This is a genomic window from Nocardiopsis coralliicola (assembly GCF_054779695.1).
On sequence record NZ_BAAGXT010000002.1, the window covers coordinates 55,890 to 72,746 of the forward strand.

General features: G+C 67.2%; 14 protein-coding genes, 1 pseudogene and 2 CRISPR repeat arrays (1 of these 17 cut by a window edge). Of the genes and pseudogenes, 12 read left to right on the top strand and 3 right to left on the bottom strand.

Annotated features, from left to right (window positions below; genetic code table 11):
- Nucleotides 1-738: a CRISPR direct-repeat array (repeat unit 37 nt; unit sequence GTGGCAGCCGCCCTTCGGGGCAGCTGAGGATCGCAAC); it begins 315 nt to the left of the window's first position.
- Nucleotides 739-1,505: 767 nt separating this feature from the next.
- Genes cas3 through cas2 form a run of 7 tightly spaced genes read left to right on the top strand, consistent with a single transcriptional unit; the run spans nt 1,506 to nt 9,060 of the window.
- Nucleotides 1,506-3,701 (top strand): CRISPR-associated helicase Cas3', encoded by a 2,196-nt coding sequence (cas3, locus tag ACYVGT_RS02365; protein WP_460854684.1) that lies wholly within the window; start codon nt 1,506-1,508, stop codon nt 3,699-3,701.
- A complete protein-coding gene (cas5c, locus tag ACYVGT_RS02370; protein WP_460854685.1) occupies nt 3,698-4,387 on the top strand; it encodes a type I-C CRISPR-associated protein Cas5c in 690 nt (229 codons plus the stop codon). Before cas3 ends, cas5c begins: the two co-directional genes overlap by 4 nt.
- Nucleotides 4,384-6,171: a type I-C CRISPR-associated protein Cas8c/Csd1 gene (gene cas8c / locus ACYVGT_RS02375; protein WP_460854686.1), complete on the top strand. Its 1,788-nt coding sequence runs from the start codon at nt 4,384-4,386 to the stop codon at nt 6,169-6,171. Before cas5c ends, cas8c begins: the two co-directional genes overlap by 4 nt.
- A gap of 12 nt (nt 6,172-6,183) precedes the next feature.
- The gene (gene cas7c / locus ACYVGT_RS02380; RefSeq protein ID WP_460854687.1) at nt 6,184-7,101 is read left to right on the top strand and encodes a type I-C CRISPR-associated protein Cas7/Csd2; all 918 of its coding nucleotides are present in this window, start codon (nt 6,184-6,186) and stop codon (nt 7,099-7,101) included.
- The gene (gene cas4 / locus ACYVGT_RS02385; RefSeq protein ID WP_460854688.1) at nt 7,098-7,754 is read left to right on the top strand and encodes a CRISPR-associated protein Cas4; all 657 of its coding nucleotides are present in this window, start codon (nt 7,098-7,100) and stop codon (nt 7,752-7,754) included. The genes cas7c and cas4 overlap by 4 nt, the downstream gene beginning before the upstream one ends.
- Nucleotides 7,747-8,769, top strand: coding sequence for a type I-C CRISPR-associated endonuclease Cas1c (cas1c, locus tag ACYVGT_RS02390; protein WP_460854689.1), 1,023 nt, complete (start codon nt 7,747-7,749; stop codon nt 8,767-8,769). Before cas4 ends, cas1c begins: the two co-directional genes overlap by 8 nt.
- The gene (gene cas2 / locus ACYVGT_RS02395; protein ID WP_460854690.1) at nt 8,770-9,060 is read left to right on the top strand and encodes a CRISPR-associated endonuclease Cas2; all 291 of its coding nucleotides are present in this window, start codon (nt 8,770-8,772) and stop codon (nt 9,058-9,060) included.
- 130 nt (nt 9,061-9,190) lie between these two features.
- A CRISPR array of direct repeats spans nt 9,191-11,188; the repeat unit is 37 nt; unit sequence GTGGCAGCTGCCCTCCGGGGCAGCTGAGGATCGCAAC.
- Between the two features lie 384 nt (nt 11,189-11,572).
- On the opposite strand, the gene ACYVGT_RS02400 is transcribed toward cas2, so the two are convergent.
- Nucleotides 11,573-11,887 carry a DUF397 domain-containing protein gene (locus ACYVGT_RS02400; protein WP_460854691.1) on the bottom strand — a complete coding sequence of 105 codons (315 nt, stop codon included), beginning with the start codon at nt 11,885-11,887 and terminating at the stop codon, nt 11,573-11,575.
- Nucleotides 11,778-12,632, bottom strand: coding sequence for a helix-turn-helix domain-containing protein (locus ACYVGT_RS02405; protein ID WP_460854692.1), 855 nt, complete (start codon nt 12,630-12,632; stop codon nt 11,778-11,780). Before ACYVGT_RS02405 ends, ACYVGT_RS02400 begins: the two co-directional genes overlap by 110 nt.
- A 188-nt stretch (nt 12,633-12,820) precedes the next feature.
- Between ACYVGT_RS02405 and ACYVGT_RS02410 the strand changes: the two genes are divergently transcribed.
- The 3 genes from ACYVGT_RS02410 (at nt 12,821) to ACYVGT_RS02420 (ending at nt 14,096) form a co-directional block, all read left to right on the top strand.
- The gene (locus tag ACYVGT_RS02410; protein ID WP_460854693.1) at nt 12,821-13,318 is read left to right on the top strand and encodes an ATP-binding protein; all 498 of its coding nucleotides are present in this window, start codon (nt 12,821-12,823) and stop codon (nt 13,316-13,318) included.
- Nucleotides 13,293-13,610 (top strand): hypothetical protein, encoded by a 318-nt coding sequence (locus tag ACYVGT_RS02415; protein ID WP_460854694.1) that lies wholly within the window; start codon nt 13,293-13,295, stop codon nt 13,608-13,610. Before ACYVGT_RS02410 ends, ACYVGT_RS02415 begins: the two co-directional genes overlap by 26 nt.
- 150 nt (nt 13,611-13,760) lie before the next feature.
- Nucleotides 13,761-14,096: a histone-like nucleoid-structuring protein Lsr2 gene (locus ACYVGT_RS02420; RefSeq protein WP_460854695.1), complete on the top strand. Its 336-nt coding sequence runs from the start codon at nt 13,761-13,763 to the stop codon at nt 14,094-14,096.
- 92 nt (nt 14,097-14,188) lie between these two features.
- Here ACYVGT_RS02420 and ACYVGT_RS02425 read toward each other — a convergent pair whose 3' ends face one another.
- A complete protein-coding gene (locus ACYVGT_RS02425; protein ID WP_460854696.1) occupies nt 14,189-14,773 on the bottom strand; it encodes an HD domain-containing protein in 585 nt (194 codons plus the stop codon).
- A gap of 314 nt (nt 14,774-15,087) precedes the next feature.
- On the opposite strand from ACYVGT_RS02425, the pseudogene ACYVGT_RS02430 reads away from it, so the two are divergent.
- Both ACYVGT_RS02430 and ACYVGT_RS02435 read left to right on the top strand, forming a co-directional pair.
- Nucleotides 15,088-15,153 (top strand): annotated as a pseudogene (locus ACYVGT_RS02430) (hypothetical protein); the annotation flags it as partial.
- Nucleotides 15,154-15,418: 265 nt separating this feature from the next.
- The gene (locus ACYVGT_RS02435) at nt 15,419-16,249 is read left to right on the top strand and encodes an XRE family transcriptional regulator (RefSeq protein WP_460854897.1); all 831 of its coding nucleotides are present in this window, start codon (nt 15,419-15,421) and stop codon (nt 16,247-16,249) included.
- Nucleotides 16,250-16,857: the final 608 nt, after the last annotated feature.

Consider the following 16,857-nt stretch of genomic DNA (forward strand, 5'->3'; position numbering starts at 1 on the left):
TGAGGATCGCAACACCAGGCCCGGGGCGGTCGCGGTCTGTGGTCTCGTGTGGCAGCCGCCCTTCGGGGCAGCTGAGGATCGCAACCATTCTCCGCGCGAACTTCGCAATTTCGGGTAGCGGTGGCAGCCGCCCTTCGGGGCAGCTGAGGATCGCAACCCTGTCTACGGGCGCTCATACGGCGAGGGCCAGGCGTGGCAGCCGCCCTTCGGGGCAGCTGAGGATCGCAACGCAAGCGCGTCCCAGAGCTGCTGAAGGATGGGCTGGTGGCAGCCGCCCTTCGGGGCAGCTGAGGATCGCAACCAAGACGAGTACGCAGGCCAACGTGTTCCGCGGGAAGTGGCAGCCGCCCTTCGGGGCAGCTGAGGATCGCAACTGCGTGAGGTCTCTGAGGATCCCGCACTGACGGCTGTGGCAGCCGCCCTTCGGGGCAGCTGAGGATCGCAACCTCGACCTCGTCAACCGGCCGCGGCAAGGGCTTGGGTGGCAGCCGCCCTTCGGGGCAGCTGAGGATCGCAACGCCGGAGTACCGGCGCAACCGGGCCCGGTACCAGCAGGTGGCAGCCGCCCTTCGGGGCAGCTGAGGATCGCAACCCCCTGGTCCTAGACGGCCTCATTGTGCTGTTCCTGGTGGCAGCCGCCTTTCGGGGCAGCTGAGGATCGCAACACCATCGGCGTCACCCATTCCGGGGTCGGCCACACGGTGGCAGCCGCCCTGCGGGGCGGCTGAGGATCGCAACAGCAACAGAACGCCGTAGTCGGCGCTGGCGTGCCGTGTGGCAGCTGTCCTTCCGGGATAGGAGCGGAGACTAGCTGGGTCCGAACCAGCAGTTGATCTTCATACCATGAGAATCAAGAGTTCGCGGTCCAGCTGCCGACATCGGGGAAAGGGTCACTTGGCGGTTCTCGGTATGGGAGTGGCACGAATCTGGACGCCTCAACCTGAGAACTGGATCTCTCTGCTCTATGCTCAGTTGGTGGGCCCGAGGAGCGGCTTGACTGATAGCGCCTCGGGCCCCGTGCAGTCCCTAGGGGGTGGCCGGACAGGGCCGTCTCCTAGGGGCTCTCCCTATCTTCTTACTCGGCCGAGAGGCACCCCCCGAGGATCGACAAAGCTGCCCTCAGGGCGGCTGATCCGATCTTGATGAGCTCGAGTGCCCAGAGTCGCCTGTTCATGGCGCCCATCTCCTTCACTGTTCTGGTGCCCGCAAGGCCGCATGCCCTCCGGTCACGCCTGGATCCTGGCAGAGTCCGGGAGACCCCGCAGCCTTACCAAAGAATTAGACTGCTACGCGGTAAGGGTTCCTAGAAAGTTGGCCAGTGCTACCCTTGCAACAGCGGCATCCGTAGCTAATGATGCCGAGAATCGAAACTAGGATCCCTTTCGCGTGGCAGGTCAAAACGGGCATCTCGGTCTTAGGTTGACTGGGATGTCTGTTTTACTTTATTTGCAGTCCTTTGAGTGAATCTCCGGCGCTTGTCAGTGGGCTCGTCTACTGTTCCGAGCATGGAGCTCTGGGGGCATAGCGCCGACGGTTTTGGCAGACGGCATCGGCTTGAGGACCACCTGCGCGGTACGCAGAAGCGCGCGCGGCGCCATGCGGACGTGTTTGGTGCCGGCGGCTTGGCCGCCTACCTCGGTATGGTGCATGACGTTGGCAAGAGCTGCTGCTCCTGGCAAGACGGGCTGGACCGCGCCGAGGAATCCGGATCGCGTGTCGGGGTCCCCCACAAGCACGCCGGGACCTGGTTGGCCGACAAGGCCGGGCTGGACGTGTTCAGCGGAGTGGTGTTCGGCCACCACGGCGGCCTGCCCTCAACCACCGACCTGAGAGCCGCACTCGACGAAGCCGTCAACGAGCTGTTCTCGCCGGTGCAAGAAGCCGTTGACCGCGTGGCCGCCCGCATCCCCGAGATCCTCGAAAGCCCCGGTTTCCCCAGTTGGCTCGAAGAGGCAGCCGCACAGGACCCGCTGGTGGTCGAAGTCTTGGTGCGCATGGTGTTCAGTGCGGTGGTTGACGCCGACTTCCTCGACACCGAGGAGCACTTCGCCTCACAGCCGCGTCCGGCACATCCTCTGTCTGCGCACGAGCTGGTGGAGCGCTTCGAAGAGGGTATGAAGAACAAGCTCAAAGGCCGTCGGCCGAGCCCGGTGGATGCGATTCGTCAGCGGGTCTATGCTCAGGCCGTCGCCGCGGCTGAGGGGCCCCAGGGCTTCTACCGGCTGCCGGCCCCGACCGGCTCGGGCAAGACCTTCGCCGCGGCCGGGTTCGCCCTGCACCACGCCCGCAAGCACGAACTGCGCCGCGTGATCGTGGCCGTGCCGTTCACCTCGATCACCGATCAGAACGCCCAGGAATACCGGGACGTGCTCGAGCGGGCCGGTGACGAACCGGTCGTGCTCGAACACCACAGCGGCGTGGACCTCGACGGCGGCGACGATCGCCGCTGGGACAAGCTCGCCGCGGAGAACTGGGACGCCCCCTTTGTGGTGACCACGACGGTTCGCTTGTTCGAGTCGCTGTTCGACCGCCGCCCGGCCGCCACACGGCGGCTCCATAACTTGGCCAGGTCGGTGCTCGTGCTCGACGAGGTGCAGTCGCTGCCCGACGAGATGCTGGTGCCGATCCTGTCGATGCTGCGCACCCTCACTGAGCACTTCGGAGTGACCGTCCTGCTGGCCTCGGCCACCCAGCCGACCTTTTTCGAACTCTCCCCGCTCAAAGACATCACCGCCCACGACGTCATCGACGACCCAGCAGCCCTGTATACCGAGCTGTCCCGGGTGGACTACGAATGGTGGAGCGACCCGGCGCCGACCCTGCAATCAGTCGCCGAGCGCGTGGCTGAATGCCCTTCGGTGCTGGTGGTCTGCAACACCACCGCTCAAGCAGGGGACCTGCATCGGCTAATCCAGTGGGAGCGCGGCTCTGAAGCCGGACCCGTGCTCCACCTGTCGACCCGAATGGTCGCCCGACACCGCAAGGCGACGATCGAACAGATCACCGCTCTCAATTCCGCCCGTCAACCGGTGGCGGTGGTCTCGACACAGCTGGTCGAAGCCGGTGTGGACCTCGACTTCCCGGAGGTGTTCCGGGCGTTCGCCACCGCCGAGGCGATGCAGCAGGCGGCTGGCCGGTGCAACCGCTCCGGGTATCTGGACAAGGGCCGGGTGGTGATTTTCGATCTCGTCGACGAAAACGGCGACGTCCGTACCGGCGGGGAGTTCATTTACGGCGCCGCGCTGGGAGCCACCCGCGCCTACTTTGGGCCAGATCTGGCCCTTCCCGACGACCTGGAGGCATTGGCGCGCTACTACCCGATCCGGTTCTCAGGAAAGGGCGTCGAACAGAGCGGAGCAGATATCCAGAAGGCCCGATCCTCCTACGATTTCCCGAAGACGGCATCCCTATTCCAGATGATCAAAGAAAACACGGTCCCGGTCGTCGTTCCCCATCACCACGCCTGCGGCGAGGCCGAGCCGCGGGTTCGCCAGGTGCTGAATCTGCTTCGTCAGGGTGTTCCCGCAGGCGGACTGTTGCGCGAGTTGCGCCCCTATATCGCGACGCTTCCGAAAAGCGCGGTGAGGGGACAAGCCGCTGGCCTGCTCGCCCCGGTGATCGGCGACCTGAGTGAGTGGTTGGGCGACTACGACGAGTTGCGTGGTATCGAATTCACCGACAGTCAGGAGTATGTCTTTTGACGAGCCCAAACAAGGAGCCGTTCTCCCCGCTCGCGGTCGAGGTCGCCGGCCCTTTCGCCTGCTTCACCCGACCCGAATTCAAAACCGAGCGCTTCAGCTACCCGGTCATCACCCCCTCGGCGGCCACCGGGCTGCTGGAAGCGATCTTCTGGAAGCCAGAGTTCGACTACCGGATCGAACGCATCGAGGTGCTCGCCCCCATTGCGTGGTTCTCGGTGCGCCGCAACGAGGTCGAGGAGATCACCTCCACCGACTGGGTTCGCCGCGCGATGGCTGACCCGGCGGTGCGCTTTGATGCCGAGACCAAGCGCGACCAGCGCAACATGGTGGGCTTGCGTGACGTGGCCTATCGCGTCTACGCCCACATCCGGCTGCGCGAGCATGCCAACGCGCCCCAGGCCAAGTACCGCGACCAGTTCCGCCGCCGCGTCGAGCGCGGAGCCTGCTTCTCCCAGCCCTTCCTGGGCACCCGCGAGTTCTCGGCTTCCTTCACCAAGCCCTCGGCCCGCACACCGATCCCGGACAGCGAGGATTTCGGAGCCATGCTGCACAGCATCGACTACTCCGGGGCTCGCGAGACCTACCAGTGGTTCCACGCCCGCATGGATAACGGGGTCGTGCAGGTTCCCGAGCAGGGAGCAGAGCTTCCCGGTGCCCCGCGGGCGCGCACCGGCGGAAGGGCGTGAGCGCCGTGCTCCTCAAAGCCCTTGCCGACCACGGCCCCCACATGGCCGAGCTGCCCCCGGCCGGCTTCCGGCCCCGGACCGTACGCTGGCGCATCCTCATCGACGCAAAGGGACGCCCGCTCAGCCGCAACGCCGAAGGCGCGCCCACCTTGGACGACCTGGCGAGCGCCGACAACCGCAACGGCCTGCCGATCAATGCGCCCTACATCTACCGGTCCGGGGCCAAGCCGCCCCCGATGCTGTTGGTCGACACCCTCGAGTTCGTCCTTGCCCAACCCCGGGACGACTCCGAAAAGGCGGACCAGGAAGCCATCCGCCGCAACGACGCCTTCATCGCGCTGCTCCACGAGTGGGCCTCCACTGAACCCGTCGACCCCGCCGCCACGGCCGTCCTGGCCTTCTTCGCCGGTGAGCACCATCTGAGCCTCAGCGTGCCGGAACAGGCGACCTTCTCCGACACCGTGGCCTTGCAGGTCGACTCGGTGTCTGACTGGCCCCACCTCGGGCAAGCCGCCCAGACATGCTGGCGGCGCGTTGTCGGGCACCGCAAGAGCAGGCGTTCGGCCCGGGGGCACTGCCTTTCGTGCGGTCGAGAAGACGCTTTGCTGGACTCGCTGCCCGAACCCATCAAGTCGGGAGCGATCCCCACTGGAAAAGCCCGGGGCCGGGACGCGCAGATCGTTTCGATCAACAAGAGCGCCCAAGGCCGCGGCGGGCGCACGCAGCTGGCCGATATCCCGCTTTGCGAGCCATGCGGTGCCGGGTCGGCGGCTGTGCTGAACGCGCTCTTGGCCGATGAGGACCACCGCTACCGCGGCACCGACTCGGTCACCGTGTGGTGGTTGAAAAGCCCGACCCCGTTCTCCCCGTTACGTAGCCTGCGCGACGCAGAGCCCAAGCAGGTGGCTGCGGTCTTCGACGAACTCGCCCGCGCCCGCCATCCCAACATCGGCCGGATCGCCGATTCGAACAAGTTCTACGCACTCACACTGTCGGCCAACCAGAGCCGTGTGGTCGTGCGCGACTGGCTCGAAGTCCCGCTCGAACGGGCCTTGGCCAATGTCGCCGCCTGGTTCCAAGACCACGAGATCCAGGATCTGACCTCCGACGAACCGGTCCACGTGCCGCTGTGGCTGATGGCGTTGAGCCTGGGACGCGGCTCTGAATCACCAGAGAATTCCTGGCGCTACATCCGCGACAGCGAACCCGAGCACGCCGAACGCGACCTGATGACCTGCGCCCTGCGGGGCCCCCAACACCGCCCACCCGATCGGCTCCTGCAGCGCCTGATCCAGCGCATCCGTGCCGACGGACACATCGACCGCGCCCGGGTGGCCCTGCTGCGTCTCCTGCTCATCCGACGCGATCCCGCCGAAAGGAACCGGCTGATGCCCGAGCTCAACACCGAAGACGACCGCCCTGCGGTGGTCTGCGGCCGCATCTTCGCCGTCTTGGAGGAGATCCAGTACTACGCCCTGCGCGATCCGGGCTCGAAGCGGGGCCCCAACACCACCATCACCGACCGCTTCTTCAAACAGGCCGCCGTAGCACCGCTGTCCCAGCTCGTCCGGCTGCGCATGAACGCCAACGGCCACCTCAAACGCCTGCGCCGTGAGTCCCCCGCAACAGCGGTCGCGCTCGGCGACCGCCTGCACGAGCTCTTCGGAAGCCTGCCTGAAGGGCCGCCGGCGACGTTGGACCTGCACGGCCAGGGCCTGTTCGTCGTGGGCTACCACCAGCAGCGCGCCGCCACCCGAGCCGCCCAACGCGCAAACCGCACCTGAGGAGAACAACACATGAGCACCCTTGAGCCGCACCTCGACCCCGCACGCAAGCACGACTTCGTCTACTTCTTCGACGTCCGCGACGGCAACCCCAACGGCGACCCCGACGCCGGCGGCATGCCCCGCACCGACCCCGAGACCGGGCAGGGCCTGGTCACCGACGTCGCCATCAAGCGCAAGATCCGCAACACCATCCCGCTGTTCAAGAGCGGCGAGCCCGGCTTCGATATCTACGTTGAGGCCGGGGTCTCACTGAACTCCCAGCACGAGCGCGCCTATAGCGCTCTGGACCTCCAGGGCGACAAAAAGGACAAGAAGCAGACCGCCCTCAACCAGCCTCGCGCCCGTGACTGGATGTGCCAGACCTTCTTCGACGTGCGCATGTTCGGCGCCGTCATGAGCACCGGAGACAAGCCCGCCGGGCGCGTTCAGGGGCCCCTGCAGCTGACCTTCTCCCGGTCACTGCACCGCATCCTCGATCAGGAACACGGCATCACCCGCATCACGCAGACCAAAACCGAGGACACCGAAAAGGGCGAGTCCACCGAGATGGGAACCAAGCACACCGTTCCCTACGGCCTCTACCAGGGCTTCGGACACTTCAGCGCCCCGCTGGCCCAGCGCACCGGCGTCACCTCCGCTGACCTGGAGGCATTCTGGCGCGCCCTGACCATGATGTTCGAGCACGACCGGGCCTCCTCCAGGGGAGAGATGGCCCTGCGCGGCCTCTACGTCTTCACCCATGACGACGCCTTCGGCAGGGCCCCGGCCCACACCCTGCTCGACCGCGTGCAGGCACACTTGACCGACCAGTCCACGTCGGCAGATGACCGGGACCGCGTAGTGCGCTCCTTCGACGAGTACAAGATCACCGTCGAGGAGGCGAACCTGCCGCAGGGCATCACCCTCACGCCGCTAGTGGCCGGATGAGCAGTGGCCCCGGCCAGGCATCCCCCTGGCCGGTCCCGCTGTCGGCACTGGAGCACTACGACTACTGCCCGCGCCAGGCCGGGCTGATCCTGCTGGAAGACGCCTTCGCCGACGACGCCGCGACGGTGCGGGGGACCCTGGCGCACCGCCGGGTCCACGACCCCGGCCAGGAGTCCCGCCCCCAGGTGCGCACCCTGCGGGCCCTGCCCGTCTGGCACGACGAGCTGGGCCTGACCGGAGTGTGCGACGTGGTCGAGATCCACCCCGACGGCACCGTGCTACCCATCGAGCACAAGTCCGGCGCCTACAAGCCCGGAGGAGCCGCCGACGTCCAGGTCGCCGCCCAAGCCATGTGCCTGGAGCAGCGCCTGGGCACCCCCATCGATACCGCCGCCATCTATGCGATGGCTGATCGCCGCCGCCACTTCGTGGCCGTCGACACTGACATGCGCGAACGAGTCCTCCGCACAGCCCGGCAGGTCCGAGACGTGGTGGAGCAGCAATCCTTGCCCCCGCCAGCGGCCGACGCACGGTGTCGACGCTGCTCGATGAACACCGGCTGCATGCCCAAAGTGCTGGCCAAGCGTCCCCGCTTCGAGAAGCTCCAGAGCACGCTGTTCACTCCGGCCCCCGAAAGCGATTGGAATGACTGAACTCCTCAACACGCTCTACGTCCAAACTCCCGGCGCTTCACTGCACTTGGACAGCGACACCGTGCGTGTGGCTCTCCCAGAAGGCGGGCCTCGGCGCTCTCTTCCACTCCTTCGGCTGGAGTCCATCGTGGTGATGGGCAACGTCCAAGTCTCCTCCCAGCTCCTGAGCCGCTGCGCTGACGACGGGCGCCCAGTGGTGTGGATGAGTGGGGGAGGGCGATTCCGATTCCGAACGGACGGCCCCACGCGCGGCAACGTGCTCCTCCGCCACGCACAGCACCGAGCCCACGATGACGCGTCCATTCGTATGGAAATCGCCAAAGCGTGCGTGGCAGGCAAGATCCAGAACTCCCGCCAGGTCCTTCTCAAAGGCGCACGCGACACCACACAGCACAAGATCTCGCTTCGTGAAGCCGCCGAAGACCTGGCCCAATCCCTGAAGTCCGCAGAGAGCGCCGGCGACCTCGATGAACTGATGGGAGTGGAAGGCAACGCAGCACGCGTCTACTTCGAAATGTTCGCGCTGCTGGTGCGCCCCGAGACCGGCTTCGCCTTCCCCGGCCGAGTCAAGCGCCCACCGACCGACCCCGTCAATGCATTGCTGTCCTTCCTCTACGGACTCGTGCGCTCGATGGTGCACGGTGCCTGCGAGCAAGTCGGCCTCGACCCCTACGTCGGGTTCCTCCACGGCATCCGCCCCGGCAAGCCGGCACTGGCGTTGGACCTGATGGAGGAGTTCCGGTCGGTACTGGCTGATCGTGTGGCACTGACGCTCATCAACCGGCGCCAACTCGGCCAAGAGGACTTCGAGACGCTTCCGGGTGGAGCGGTCCAGCTCACAGAAGAAGGCCGAAAGACCGTGCTGGGCTACTGGCAGCAGCAGCGCGCCAGAACCTACGACCATCGGGTCCTCGATCGGAAGGTGCCCGCGGCCCTCCTTCCGGCAGTGCAGGCACGTCTTATGGCCCGCCATCTGCGCAAGGACGTGCCCGGCTACCTGCCTTGGACGGTGTGAATGGAACTGCTCGTCACCTACGACGTTGCCACCACGACCCCCGAAGGCGCTCAACGGCTCCGGCGCGTGGCCAAGGTCTGTGAGGGGTATGGGCTTCGCGTCCAGAAGTCGGTGTTCGAGATCGTGTGTAGCGGCGCTGACCTGGTGCGGCTGAATGACGCCTTTCATCGGATCATCGATGACACCGAGGACAGCATCCGCATCTACCGAATGAGCCGGGGGTCGTTCAAGACCGTCGAGGTGCTCGGTGCTGCGCGTCGGCTGCCGCACGACGGTGCACTGGTTCTGTAGTTGGGAACCTGGAGTGCCCATGGAATCCCCGGAGGGTTCCGAAGTTGTTTTGTTGGGCTATCGGGCACATTGTCTGATTCGAAGCATCTTTCCGGTGCTGTTCAGCGCGCGTTTGGGCTGTTCAGGCGCCGTGGCAGCTGCCCTCCGGGGCAGCTGAGGATCGCAACGAATGTGGTTCCGCCGCAGGCCCGCCGCTCCGGAGGTGGCAGCTGCCCTCCGGGGCAGCTGAGGATCGCAACGGCGGAAGCGGGGGGCGGAGCTCCCGCGGCCGCGGGGTGGCAGCTGCCCTCCGGGGCAGCTGAGGATCGCAACTACCGCGTAAAACCCTGACCCGATCCGCACGTCGACGTGGCAGCTGCCCTCCGGGGCAGCTGAGGATCGCAACATCTCGACCGAACCCCAAATGCGGATCGCTCGCAAGGTGGCAGCTGCCCTCCGGGGCAGCTGAGGATCGCAACTCACGCCTGGAGGAACGCCATGACCGCGACCGTCACCGTGGCAGCTGCCCTCCGGGGCAGCTGAGGATCGCAACACCACTGGTCTGCGGCCAGGGCGCGGTGTTCGGCCTGTGGCAGCTGCCCTCCGGGGCAGCTGAGGATCGCAACCCCGGGCAGGGAACCGTCGTTGCCCGCCCGGATGTGTGGCAGCTGCCCTCCGGGGCAGCTGAGGATCGCAACCCCGCTGCAGGGCCCCTACCTCGTCGTGGTCGACGAGGAGTGGCAGCTGCCCTCCGGGGCAGCTGAGGATCGCAACACTCAGCCCGGCAACGTCCTGTCGTGGTCGTATCGTGGCAGCTGCCCTCCGGGGCAGCTGAGGATCGCAACGGAAGGCCCGCGGACTGCGCAGCCGCGGCCCGACGGTGGCAGCTGCCCTCCGGGGCAGCTGAGGATCGCAACCCCAGAAACCCCCTCAGAAAGGGCGTCCCAATGGCGTGGCAGCTGCCCTCCGGGGCAGCTGAGGATCGCAACACCGTGGCGCGCTCGGCGTGCCAGAGCTCCGGGGTGTGGCAGCTGCCCTCCGGGGCAGCTGAGGATCGCAACAGCCCTGCGCCGACCTCGGGCGCCCGGAACGAGGTGGTGGCAGCTGCCCTCCGGGGCAGCTGAGGATCGCAACTCGTCCTGCATCGTTCCCGGAACAGTTCCTAGCACCGTGGCAGCTGCCCTCCGGGGCAGCTGAGGATCGCAACTCGCGCACGCGGTGCCCACAGGTCGGGCAGGGGCGTGGTGGCAGCTGCCCTCCGGGGCAGCTGAGGATCGCAACAGCAGGCTCCGGAGCCGGGGCGGGGGCGACCTCGTGTGGCAGCTGCCCTCCGGGGCAGCTGAGGATCGCAACCTTCCGCCGCGCGCTCTCTGAGCGGAAGGGACTTGTGGCAGCTGCCCTCCGGGGCAGCTGAGGATCGCAACGCATGTCAGTTGGGAACCACCCCTGACCGACAGGAGTGGCAGCTGCCCTCCGGGGCAGCTGAGGATCGCAACGTGCGGCGGAGGTAGCGCTCTAGGGATGCGGACTGGTTGCAGCTGCCCTCCGGGGCAGCTGAGGATCGCAACAGGTGTGAGCACACAGCAGCGAGCGCACGCTGCAGGGTGGCAGCTGCCCTCCGGGGCAGCTGAGGATCGCAACGCCGGGTCGAAGTCCATCCTCGCCCCCTACCGGGAGTGGCAGCTGCCCTCCGGGGCAGCTGAGGATCGCAACGTGGTGATCCCGGCGTGCGGCTACGTCAACGACAAGTGGCAGCTGCCCTCCGGGGCAGCTGAGGATCGCAACCTGGTCAGACCCGCCCCGGGGGTACAGCCCCGGGGCGTGGCAGCTGCCCTCCGGGGCAGCTGAGGATCGCAACCCCAGGGCGCCCAGGCCACCGCCGCGCCGCCCGGCCGGTGGCAGCTGCCCTCCGGGGCAGCTGAGGATCGCAACACCCGATGGACCAGGCAGGACGCAACGTCGCCGCGTGGCAGCTGCCCTCCGGGGCAGCTGAGGATCGCAACCTCACGTACGTGGTGCCCACAGGTCGGGCACGGGCGGTGGCAGCTGCCCTCCGGGGCAGCTGAGGATCGCAACGCCCGGCATGAGCGTCTGCTCCAGGGCGGCGGCCGCGTGACAGCTGTCCTCCAGGGCAGCTGAGGATCGCAACGCCGACGAGCTGGCGCCGTGGCGTGGCAGCTGCTCCCTGGGGGCAGCTGAGCATCGCAACCGCCACGTCCCGAGCACGGTCTTCTCGCCGCCCTCGTGGCAGTTAAGCATCGCAACTTCTGGACGAACTCCGCCCAGTGGGTGACCGCCTGTGGCAGTTGCCCTCCGGGGTAGCTGTGGATCGCAACGATTATGCGGATGCACCACTCGGCGTCGCTGATAGGCCGTGGCAGCAGAGCAACGCGGCCGCCGGCGCGGCGCCGGTAAACGGTGACGCAGTGGCAGCCACCTTTCGCGGTGGCTGAAAATCGCAAGACACGTGCCCTCTTTACGCGAGGAACGCCCCCATGTGGCAGCTGCCCCTCGGGGCAACTGAGGGCCACGGCTACTCGGCGGCGACTTCGCCGATGAATGCGGTCCACTCGGTTTCGGTCAGCTCGATCTGGCCAGCGTGGGGGTTCTTGCTGTCGCGCAGCATCCGGGTGCTAGGCGCAAGGTCACTCATTCCCACCTCTACGCATTCGCCTTGGCCGCCGCTATAGCTGGATGTTTTCCAGTGGGGCTGTGAACGGTCCATCAGGGGCTGCCTTCTAGCTGTAATCGCTGCGGAGTAGTGAGCGGATGAAGTCGCGGGTGGACGTTGGCGTGAGGGCGGCGTCGCACACTGCTTGGTGAAGTCTGGCGAATTTGGCCGTGTCATCGGGGGGCTCAAGGAAAAGTGAGCCGGCGGCGTGCTCGATATAGACAACATCGCCGGAGGGGAGTCCATCAATGATGTCGGGGAAGCGCAGGTACACGAAGCTGCCTTCGCTGGCTGCGTGTGCACCCACCGAGAAGGGAAGCACGCGCAACTCAACCCCTTCGTACTCGCTGACGTCCAACAGGTGCTGGAGCTGCCTGCGCATGGTGTTGGTATCGCCGACAGCGCGATGCAGGGCAGCTTCGTTGACGACCGCGCGGCAGCGAAGCGGAGCATCGCCTTGCAGACGCTGCTGCCGGCGCATGCGGACGGAGACACGCTCCTCCAACTCCGCTGCGGACGGCGGCCGGGGGGCAGCAGAGATCAGTGCCCGAGCGTAGTCAGCGACCTGGAACAGGCCAGGGACGAGGGCGTCGTGGTAGAGGGCGATCTCGGTGGCCTCTGACTCGGCGCCTACGTAGGGCGAGAACCATTCCGGGGTTGCCGTGGCCCACGCGCCCAACGGGGGCTGTTTCGCCAGTTCAACGAGCGTGTCGCGATCGTTCGGGGGAAGCCCGTAGAGGTCACTGAGCTGGTAGACCACGGCTGGTGGCCACGGGTGTTCCGCGCGCTCGTACTTGGACAGGGTCGGTGCGGTGAGTCCTGCCTGCTGGGCGGCTGTACCGCCCTTGAGGCCGGCGTTCTTGCGCGCCTCCCGCATCAGGCGCGCCAGTGTGCGGCGGGTGATGCCCACTCTCTGGGCCACGGTTGCTGCCTCCTCGCTCTGCCGACCGACTCCAGTCTGTCCTACCGCACCGGAAGATCATAGCCCGGAACAATCGGTAGACGAAAATTTCGTCTACCTGTATTGCGCCTGCTTTGCGTGGAGTGCACAGTCGAAGGACGCCGCCTGATCGCGGCTGACCTCGACTCGCGATCCTGAGGTGATCAGCGATGCTGGATCCTGTCCTCAACGAATCGTGGCTGGCCGCTCTGCTGCCTGAAGCAGAGCAAGCAGCACACCTTCACCTCTCCGCTAACGTGAGCGCTTCCGCGCTTGCGCGCTCGTGGATTGAAACGGCCGCACTGATGGGCGACGGCGACCGCGAACTGGTCGACGATCTACGCCTAGCGGCCAGTGAACTGGTCGCCAACGCGTGCCTGCATACACGCCCAGGGACCCTCACGCTGGTGCTGCTCCGCGCCCCCGGCGCCGCGCTGCTGGCAGTGACCGACCCCGGGTCAGTTCGAGGCACCACTCCGCATTTGCGCCTTGCCGACGCCGATGAGGAAGGCGGCAGGGGCCTGCACATCGTTGCGGCGCTGAGCAAACGCTGGGGAGTGGCCGTGGCAGCGTCGGGATCCACCACCGTCTGGGCGCACCTCGTCGAGGGAGCTCAGCACGTAACCAACCAGGGGAGGGGCGATGGAGCACGAGCAGCCGCTGCCTGACCCTGAGGCTGAGGCGCGCCGGCGCAGGTTCTTCTGGGACCACGGCTGGACCGCCACCTACATGCCCGAAGCAGAGCCGGGTCGACGCTGGATTGCCGACCGCCATCGTCTACTGACCCAGGCCGAGCGTGGGCAGGGAATGGTCGTCGAGGTGTACGCCGACACGGTCGACGAACTCGACGCTGCAATCACCTACGAACGCGCCAAGCAGCAAAACCCGCATCGACAGGGCGGCCACCACTCGCCGCCTGCCGAACCTGCGGACTCCCCGCATGCGGAGCCCGGTTCCTGACGTCTCGCTGCAGCATGCGGAAGCGCACCCGAGGCGCCGCGAATCCCTGCCGCCGCGGCCGGGAGGCGCCTCGGGCAGGCCACCGTGTCAACGGCCGACAGAAGCGGCAAGGCCGGCCGCATCAACAATAATTCTGATGAAGGAGCGCCCATGGCGCAGAAGACCATTGTTCAGCTCGTTGACGACCTCGACGGGGGAGCGGCCGACGAGAGCGTCTCGTTCGGGTTGGACTCGCAGCAGTACGAAATCGACCTCAGCGCAGCCAACGCCACCGACCTCCGTCAGGCGCTGGCCCGCTATGTCAGCAGCGGGCGGCCCGTCGCACGCAACACCGGTCGTCTAGCCAGCCCAGCCGGAGCAGGGAAGCCGCGCAGTCGGCGGAGTGCGGAGATCCGCGAGTGGGCTCGCTCCCGCGGTATCGACGTCAACGCGCGCGGACGGATCCCCGCGCGCATCGAGGCCCAATACGATCAGGAGAATCCCTGACGTAGTTGCGCTTGCGGTCGTCTCGTCAGACGGCACTGCAGCAAGCGCGGTGCAGCGGCCCGACGCCGAAGCTCCGGGCCTCACACAGGCGTCTACCTCGGGGGCTTGGCGTCGCGCGCCTCATGCATCCATGCCAGAGGCGACCGGTCCAGCGCGAGTTTCGCGAGCCGCTGCGCCGAGTCGGTCTTCAACGCCGAGAGGGAGGTGTCGATCCAGGCCTGGGTGTCAGTTCCCTGTTCGCGGTATTCCACGGCCTGCAGCAGGCATTCGAGTTTGTCGGCGTCTTTCGCGCAGCGGGCCTCGGCCGACGCCTTCGCTTCGTACTCGGCCACCGTGCCGCTGATCAGCCGTGCCAGCCCTTCCGGCATTCCCGCCGTCTGGTCTGCGGTGACCTCCTCGTTCGACGCGGCTTTGAGGTATCGCTTGCCGATGTAGGGAATGTCGGTCAGCCGTGTCTCCTGGGTGTCGTGGAACAGCGCCAGGAACGCTGCCCGCTGCGGGTCCGCGCCCTCCAGTTCGGCGATGACCGCGGCGACGATCGCGGTGCGGTGGGAGTGGTCCGCGATCGACTCCGGCGCGCTGACGCCGGCGATGACCCATCCCGTCCGCTGGTATCGCTTCAGTAGCCCCGCCTCGTACAGGTAGTCCAGTGCCCGCACGTCCTGCTGATCGCCCATTTCCGGACTCTTCCTAGCGCTGTTGGACGCGTCGAATCGCGACAGACTAGCCGGACAACTGGAGCTTCGCGCAGCGGGTTGAGACAGCAGTGCAGGTACGAGTGCCCGCGGAGTAAGCGAACAGCACGAGAGGCTCGGCGTCGAAGCACCGTGCCTCCTGGCTTGATCCTGACGTGGAAGGGGCGCCACCGTACCCTGGTGGTGCGACTCTTCAGGAAGGCGAGACCCCCATGGCGCCCGGTTCTACCCGCGACCCCCTGCCCGACGAGCTCCCATTCGCGTCGCGGCTGAAAATCTTGCGGACCCGGCGCGGCATGACGCGGGAAGTTCTCGGTGGGCTCATGGGCAAGTCCGCGAGCTGGGTGAAGGCGCTCGAAGTCGGGCGCCTGGGCGAACCTAAGGTGTCTGTCCTTCTCCGGTTGGCCGAGGCGCTCCGGGTGCGTGACCTGTCCGACCTTGTCGGCGCGCGCGGGCTCCAGGTCGACCAGCTGTCCGGGCCAGGGCACCCGCGTTTGGCCGCCGTGCGTAGCGCCATCAACGCGCTGCCGGCACTCACCTCGACTCAAGCGCCCCCGGTGACCCATCTACGTGCTCGGCTCGACCAGGCATGGACGGCCCGCCATTCCTCCCCCCCAGCACCGCGAGGTGCTGGGGCAACTACTTCCCGATCTAATCCGCGATGCTCAGCTCGCCGCGCACCAGGCCGAGGAGCGCGCCGAGCGGCGCGCCGCACAGGCGGTGTTGGCGGAGGTATACGCGCTCTCGCAGTTCTTCATCGCCTACCAGCCCGCCCAGGACCTCCTGTGGCGAGTCGCCGAGCGCGGCATCGTGGCCGCCCAGGACTCCGGTGACCTTCACGCCGTCGGAGTCGCAGCATGGCTAATGGCCCAGGCACATCGGGACGCCGGGGACTGGGAATCCGCCGACAACATCACGCTGCAGGCCCTCGCCGCGTTGAACCACCACGCTGAGGATGCGACCGACGCCGCTGCCGCGATCCGCGGGGCAATGATGTTCGAGGCTGGCTACACGGCTGCACGACGCGGCGAGGCCGGGGACGCGTGGCGATATTGGGACGATGCCAGCGCAGTCGCCGAACGCCTCCCGGGCTCCTACTACCACCCGGTGACGAGCTTCAGCCGGACAATCATGGGTGCACACGCAACCACGATCGCCGTGGAACTGCGTGCGGGCGGGGAATCGGTGCGGCAGGCCGACCGGGCTCCCGCCGTGGCGATCCCCTCGCGGCCGCGAAGGGCGCGCCACGAAATCGAGCAGGCCCGCGCCTACCACCTCGACGGGCGCCCTGACGAAGCAGTGCACACCCTGGCAGCGGCGCACGCTGCGGCACCGGAGACGATCCGCTACAACGGCTACGCGCGCCGGATTCTCCTGGAGGAGATGGACACCCGCGATCCGCGACGCCGCCAGCGGGCGAGCATGCTCGCCGAGAAAGTCGGCGTGCTCAAGGCGTAGTCGAACACCAAGGGCACAATCTGTGCCCTCCCCCTTCACCGCGCCGCCCTAGCGTTCCCACATGGACACAGTGAGGACTCGGCAGGAGCGCGAACCACAGCCCACGGAACCGGAAGCTCTCGCAGGCGATTTCCCCCGCTGGCACATCAGGCGGGACCTCCTCGACGGGAATGGCGACTGGAGTGCGGCCTGCGCCTACCGAACCGTCATCGCACCAACGGTGTCCGGGCTGCGCGCAGCGATTGAGGCCGTCGAGGCAGAGCAGTGAGCGCCGACGACGACGCAGCTCGCGACGCTGCGGCTTTCCTCTTTGAGATGACCACTCCGCGCGTTCCGCCGCCGCCCCAGCCTCTCCCGGCAGCCCGTCCCCCTCTCCCGTGCCGCGTCGCATCGCCTGAGCGTTGGTCCTCGTCCGGCACTTTCTAGCCGGGCGGTAGCCGCACACCTTCGATCCTTATCCCCACCCCTTCGGGGCGGAGACGTCGGATGCGGCCGGGGGCGGCTGGAGCGGACCGAGAGGGAGAGAGCGATGATCGCTCGCCGCACCGATTCCATCGCCCGGTCCCGCGGCGTCGCCCTGCTCGTCCGCCGCGGGGCCGGGATCCAAA

What these genes read in the sequence shown, in the direction of transcription:
- cas2 (WP_460854690.1), top strand. Translation starts at nt 8,770, where the DNA reads ATGGAACTGCTCGTCACCTACGACGTTGCCACCACGACCCCCGAAGGC.
- ACYVGT_RS02420 (WP_460854695.1), top strand. Translation starts at nt 13,761, where the DNA reads ATGGCGCAGAAGACCATTGTTCAGCTCGTTGACGACCTCGACGGGGGA.
- ACYVGT_RS02400 (WP_460854691.1), bottom strand. Translation starts at nt 11,887, where the DNA reads ATGACACGGCCAAATTCGCCAGACTTCACCAAGCAGTGTGCGACGCCG.
- ACYVGT_RS02425 (WP_460854696.1), bottom strand. Translation starts at nt 14,773, where the DNA reads ATGGGCGATCAGCAGGACGTGCGGGCACTGGACTACCTGTACGAGGCG.
- cas7c (WP_460854687.1), top strand. Translation starts at nt 6,184, where the DNA reads ATGAGCACCCTTGAGCCGCACCTCGACCCCGCACGCAAGCACGACTTC.
- ACYVGT_RS02410 (WP_460854693.1), top strand. Translation starts at nt 12,821, where the DNA reads ATGCTGGATCCTGTCCTCAACGAATCGTGGCTGGCCGCTCTGCTGCCT.
- cas4 (WP_460854688.1), top strand. Translation starts at nt 7,098, where the DNA reads ATGAGCAGTGGCCCCGGCCAGGCATCCCCCTGGCCGGTCCCGCTGTCG.
- cas3 (WP_460854684.1), top strand. Translation starts at nt 1,506, where the DNA reads ATGGAGCTCTGGGGGCATAGCGCCGACGGTTTTGGCAGACGGCATCGG.
- cas1c (WP_460854689.1), top strand. Translation starts at nt 7,747, where the DNA reads ATGACTGAACTCCTCAACACGCTCTACGTCCAAACTCCCGGCGCTTCA.
- ACYVGT_RS02415 (WP_460854694.1), top strand. Translation starts at nt 13,293, where the DNA reads ATGGAGCACGAGCAGCCGCTGCCTGACCCTGAGGCTGAGGCGCGCCGG.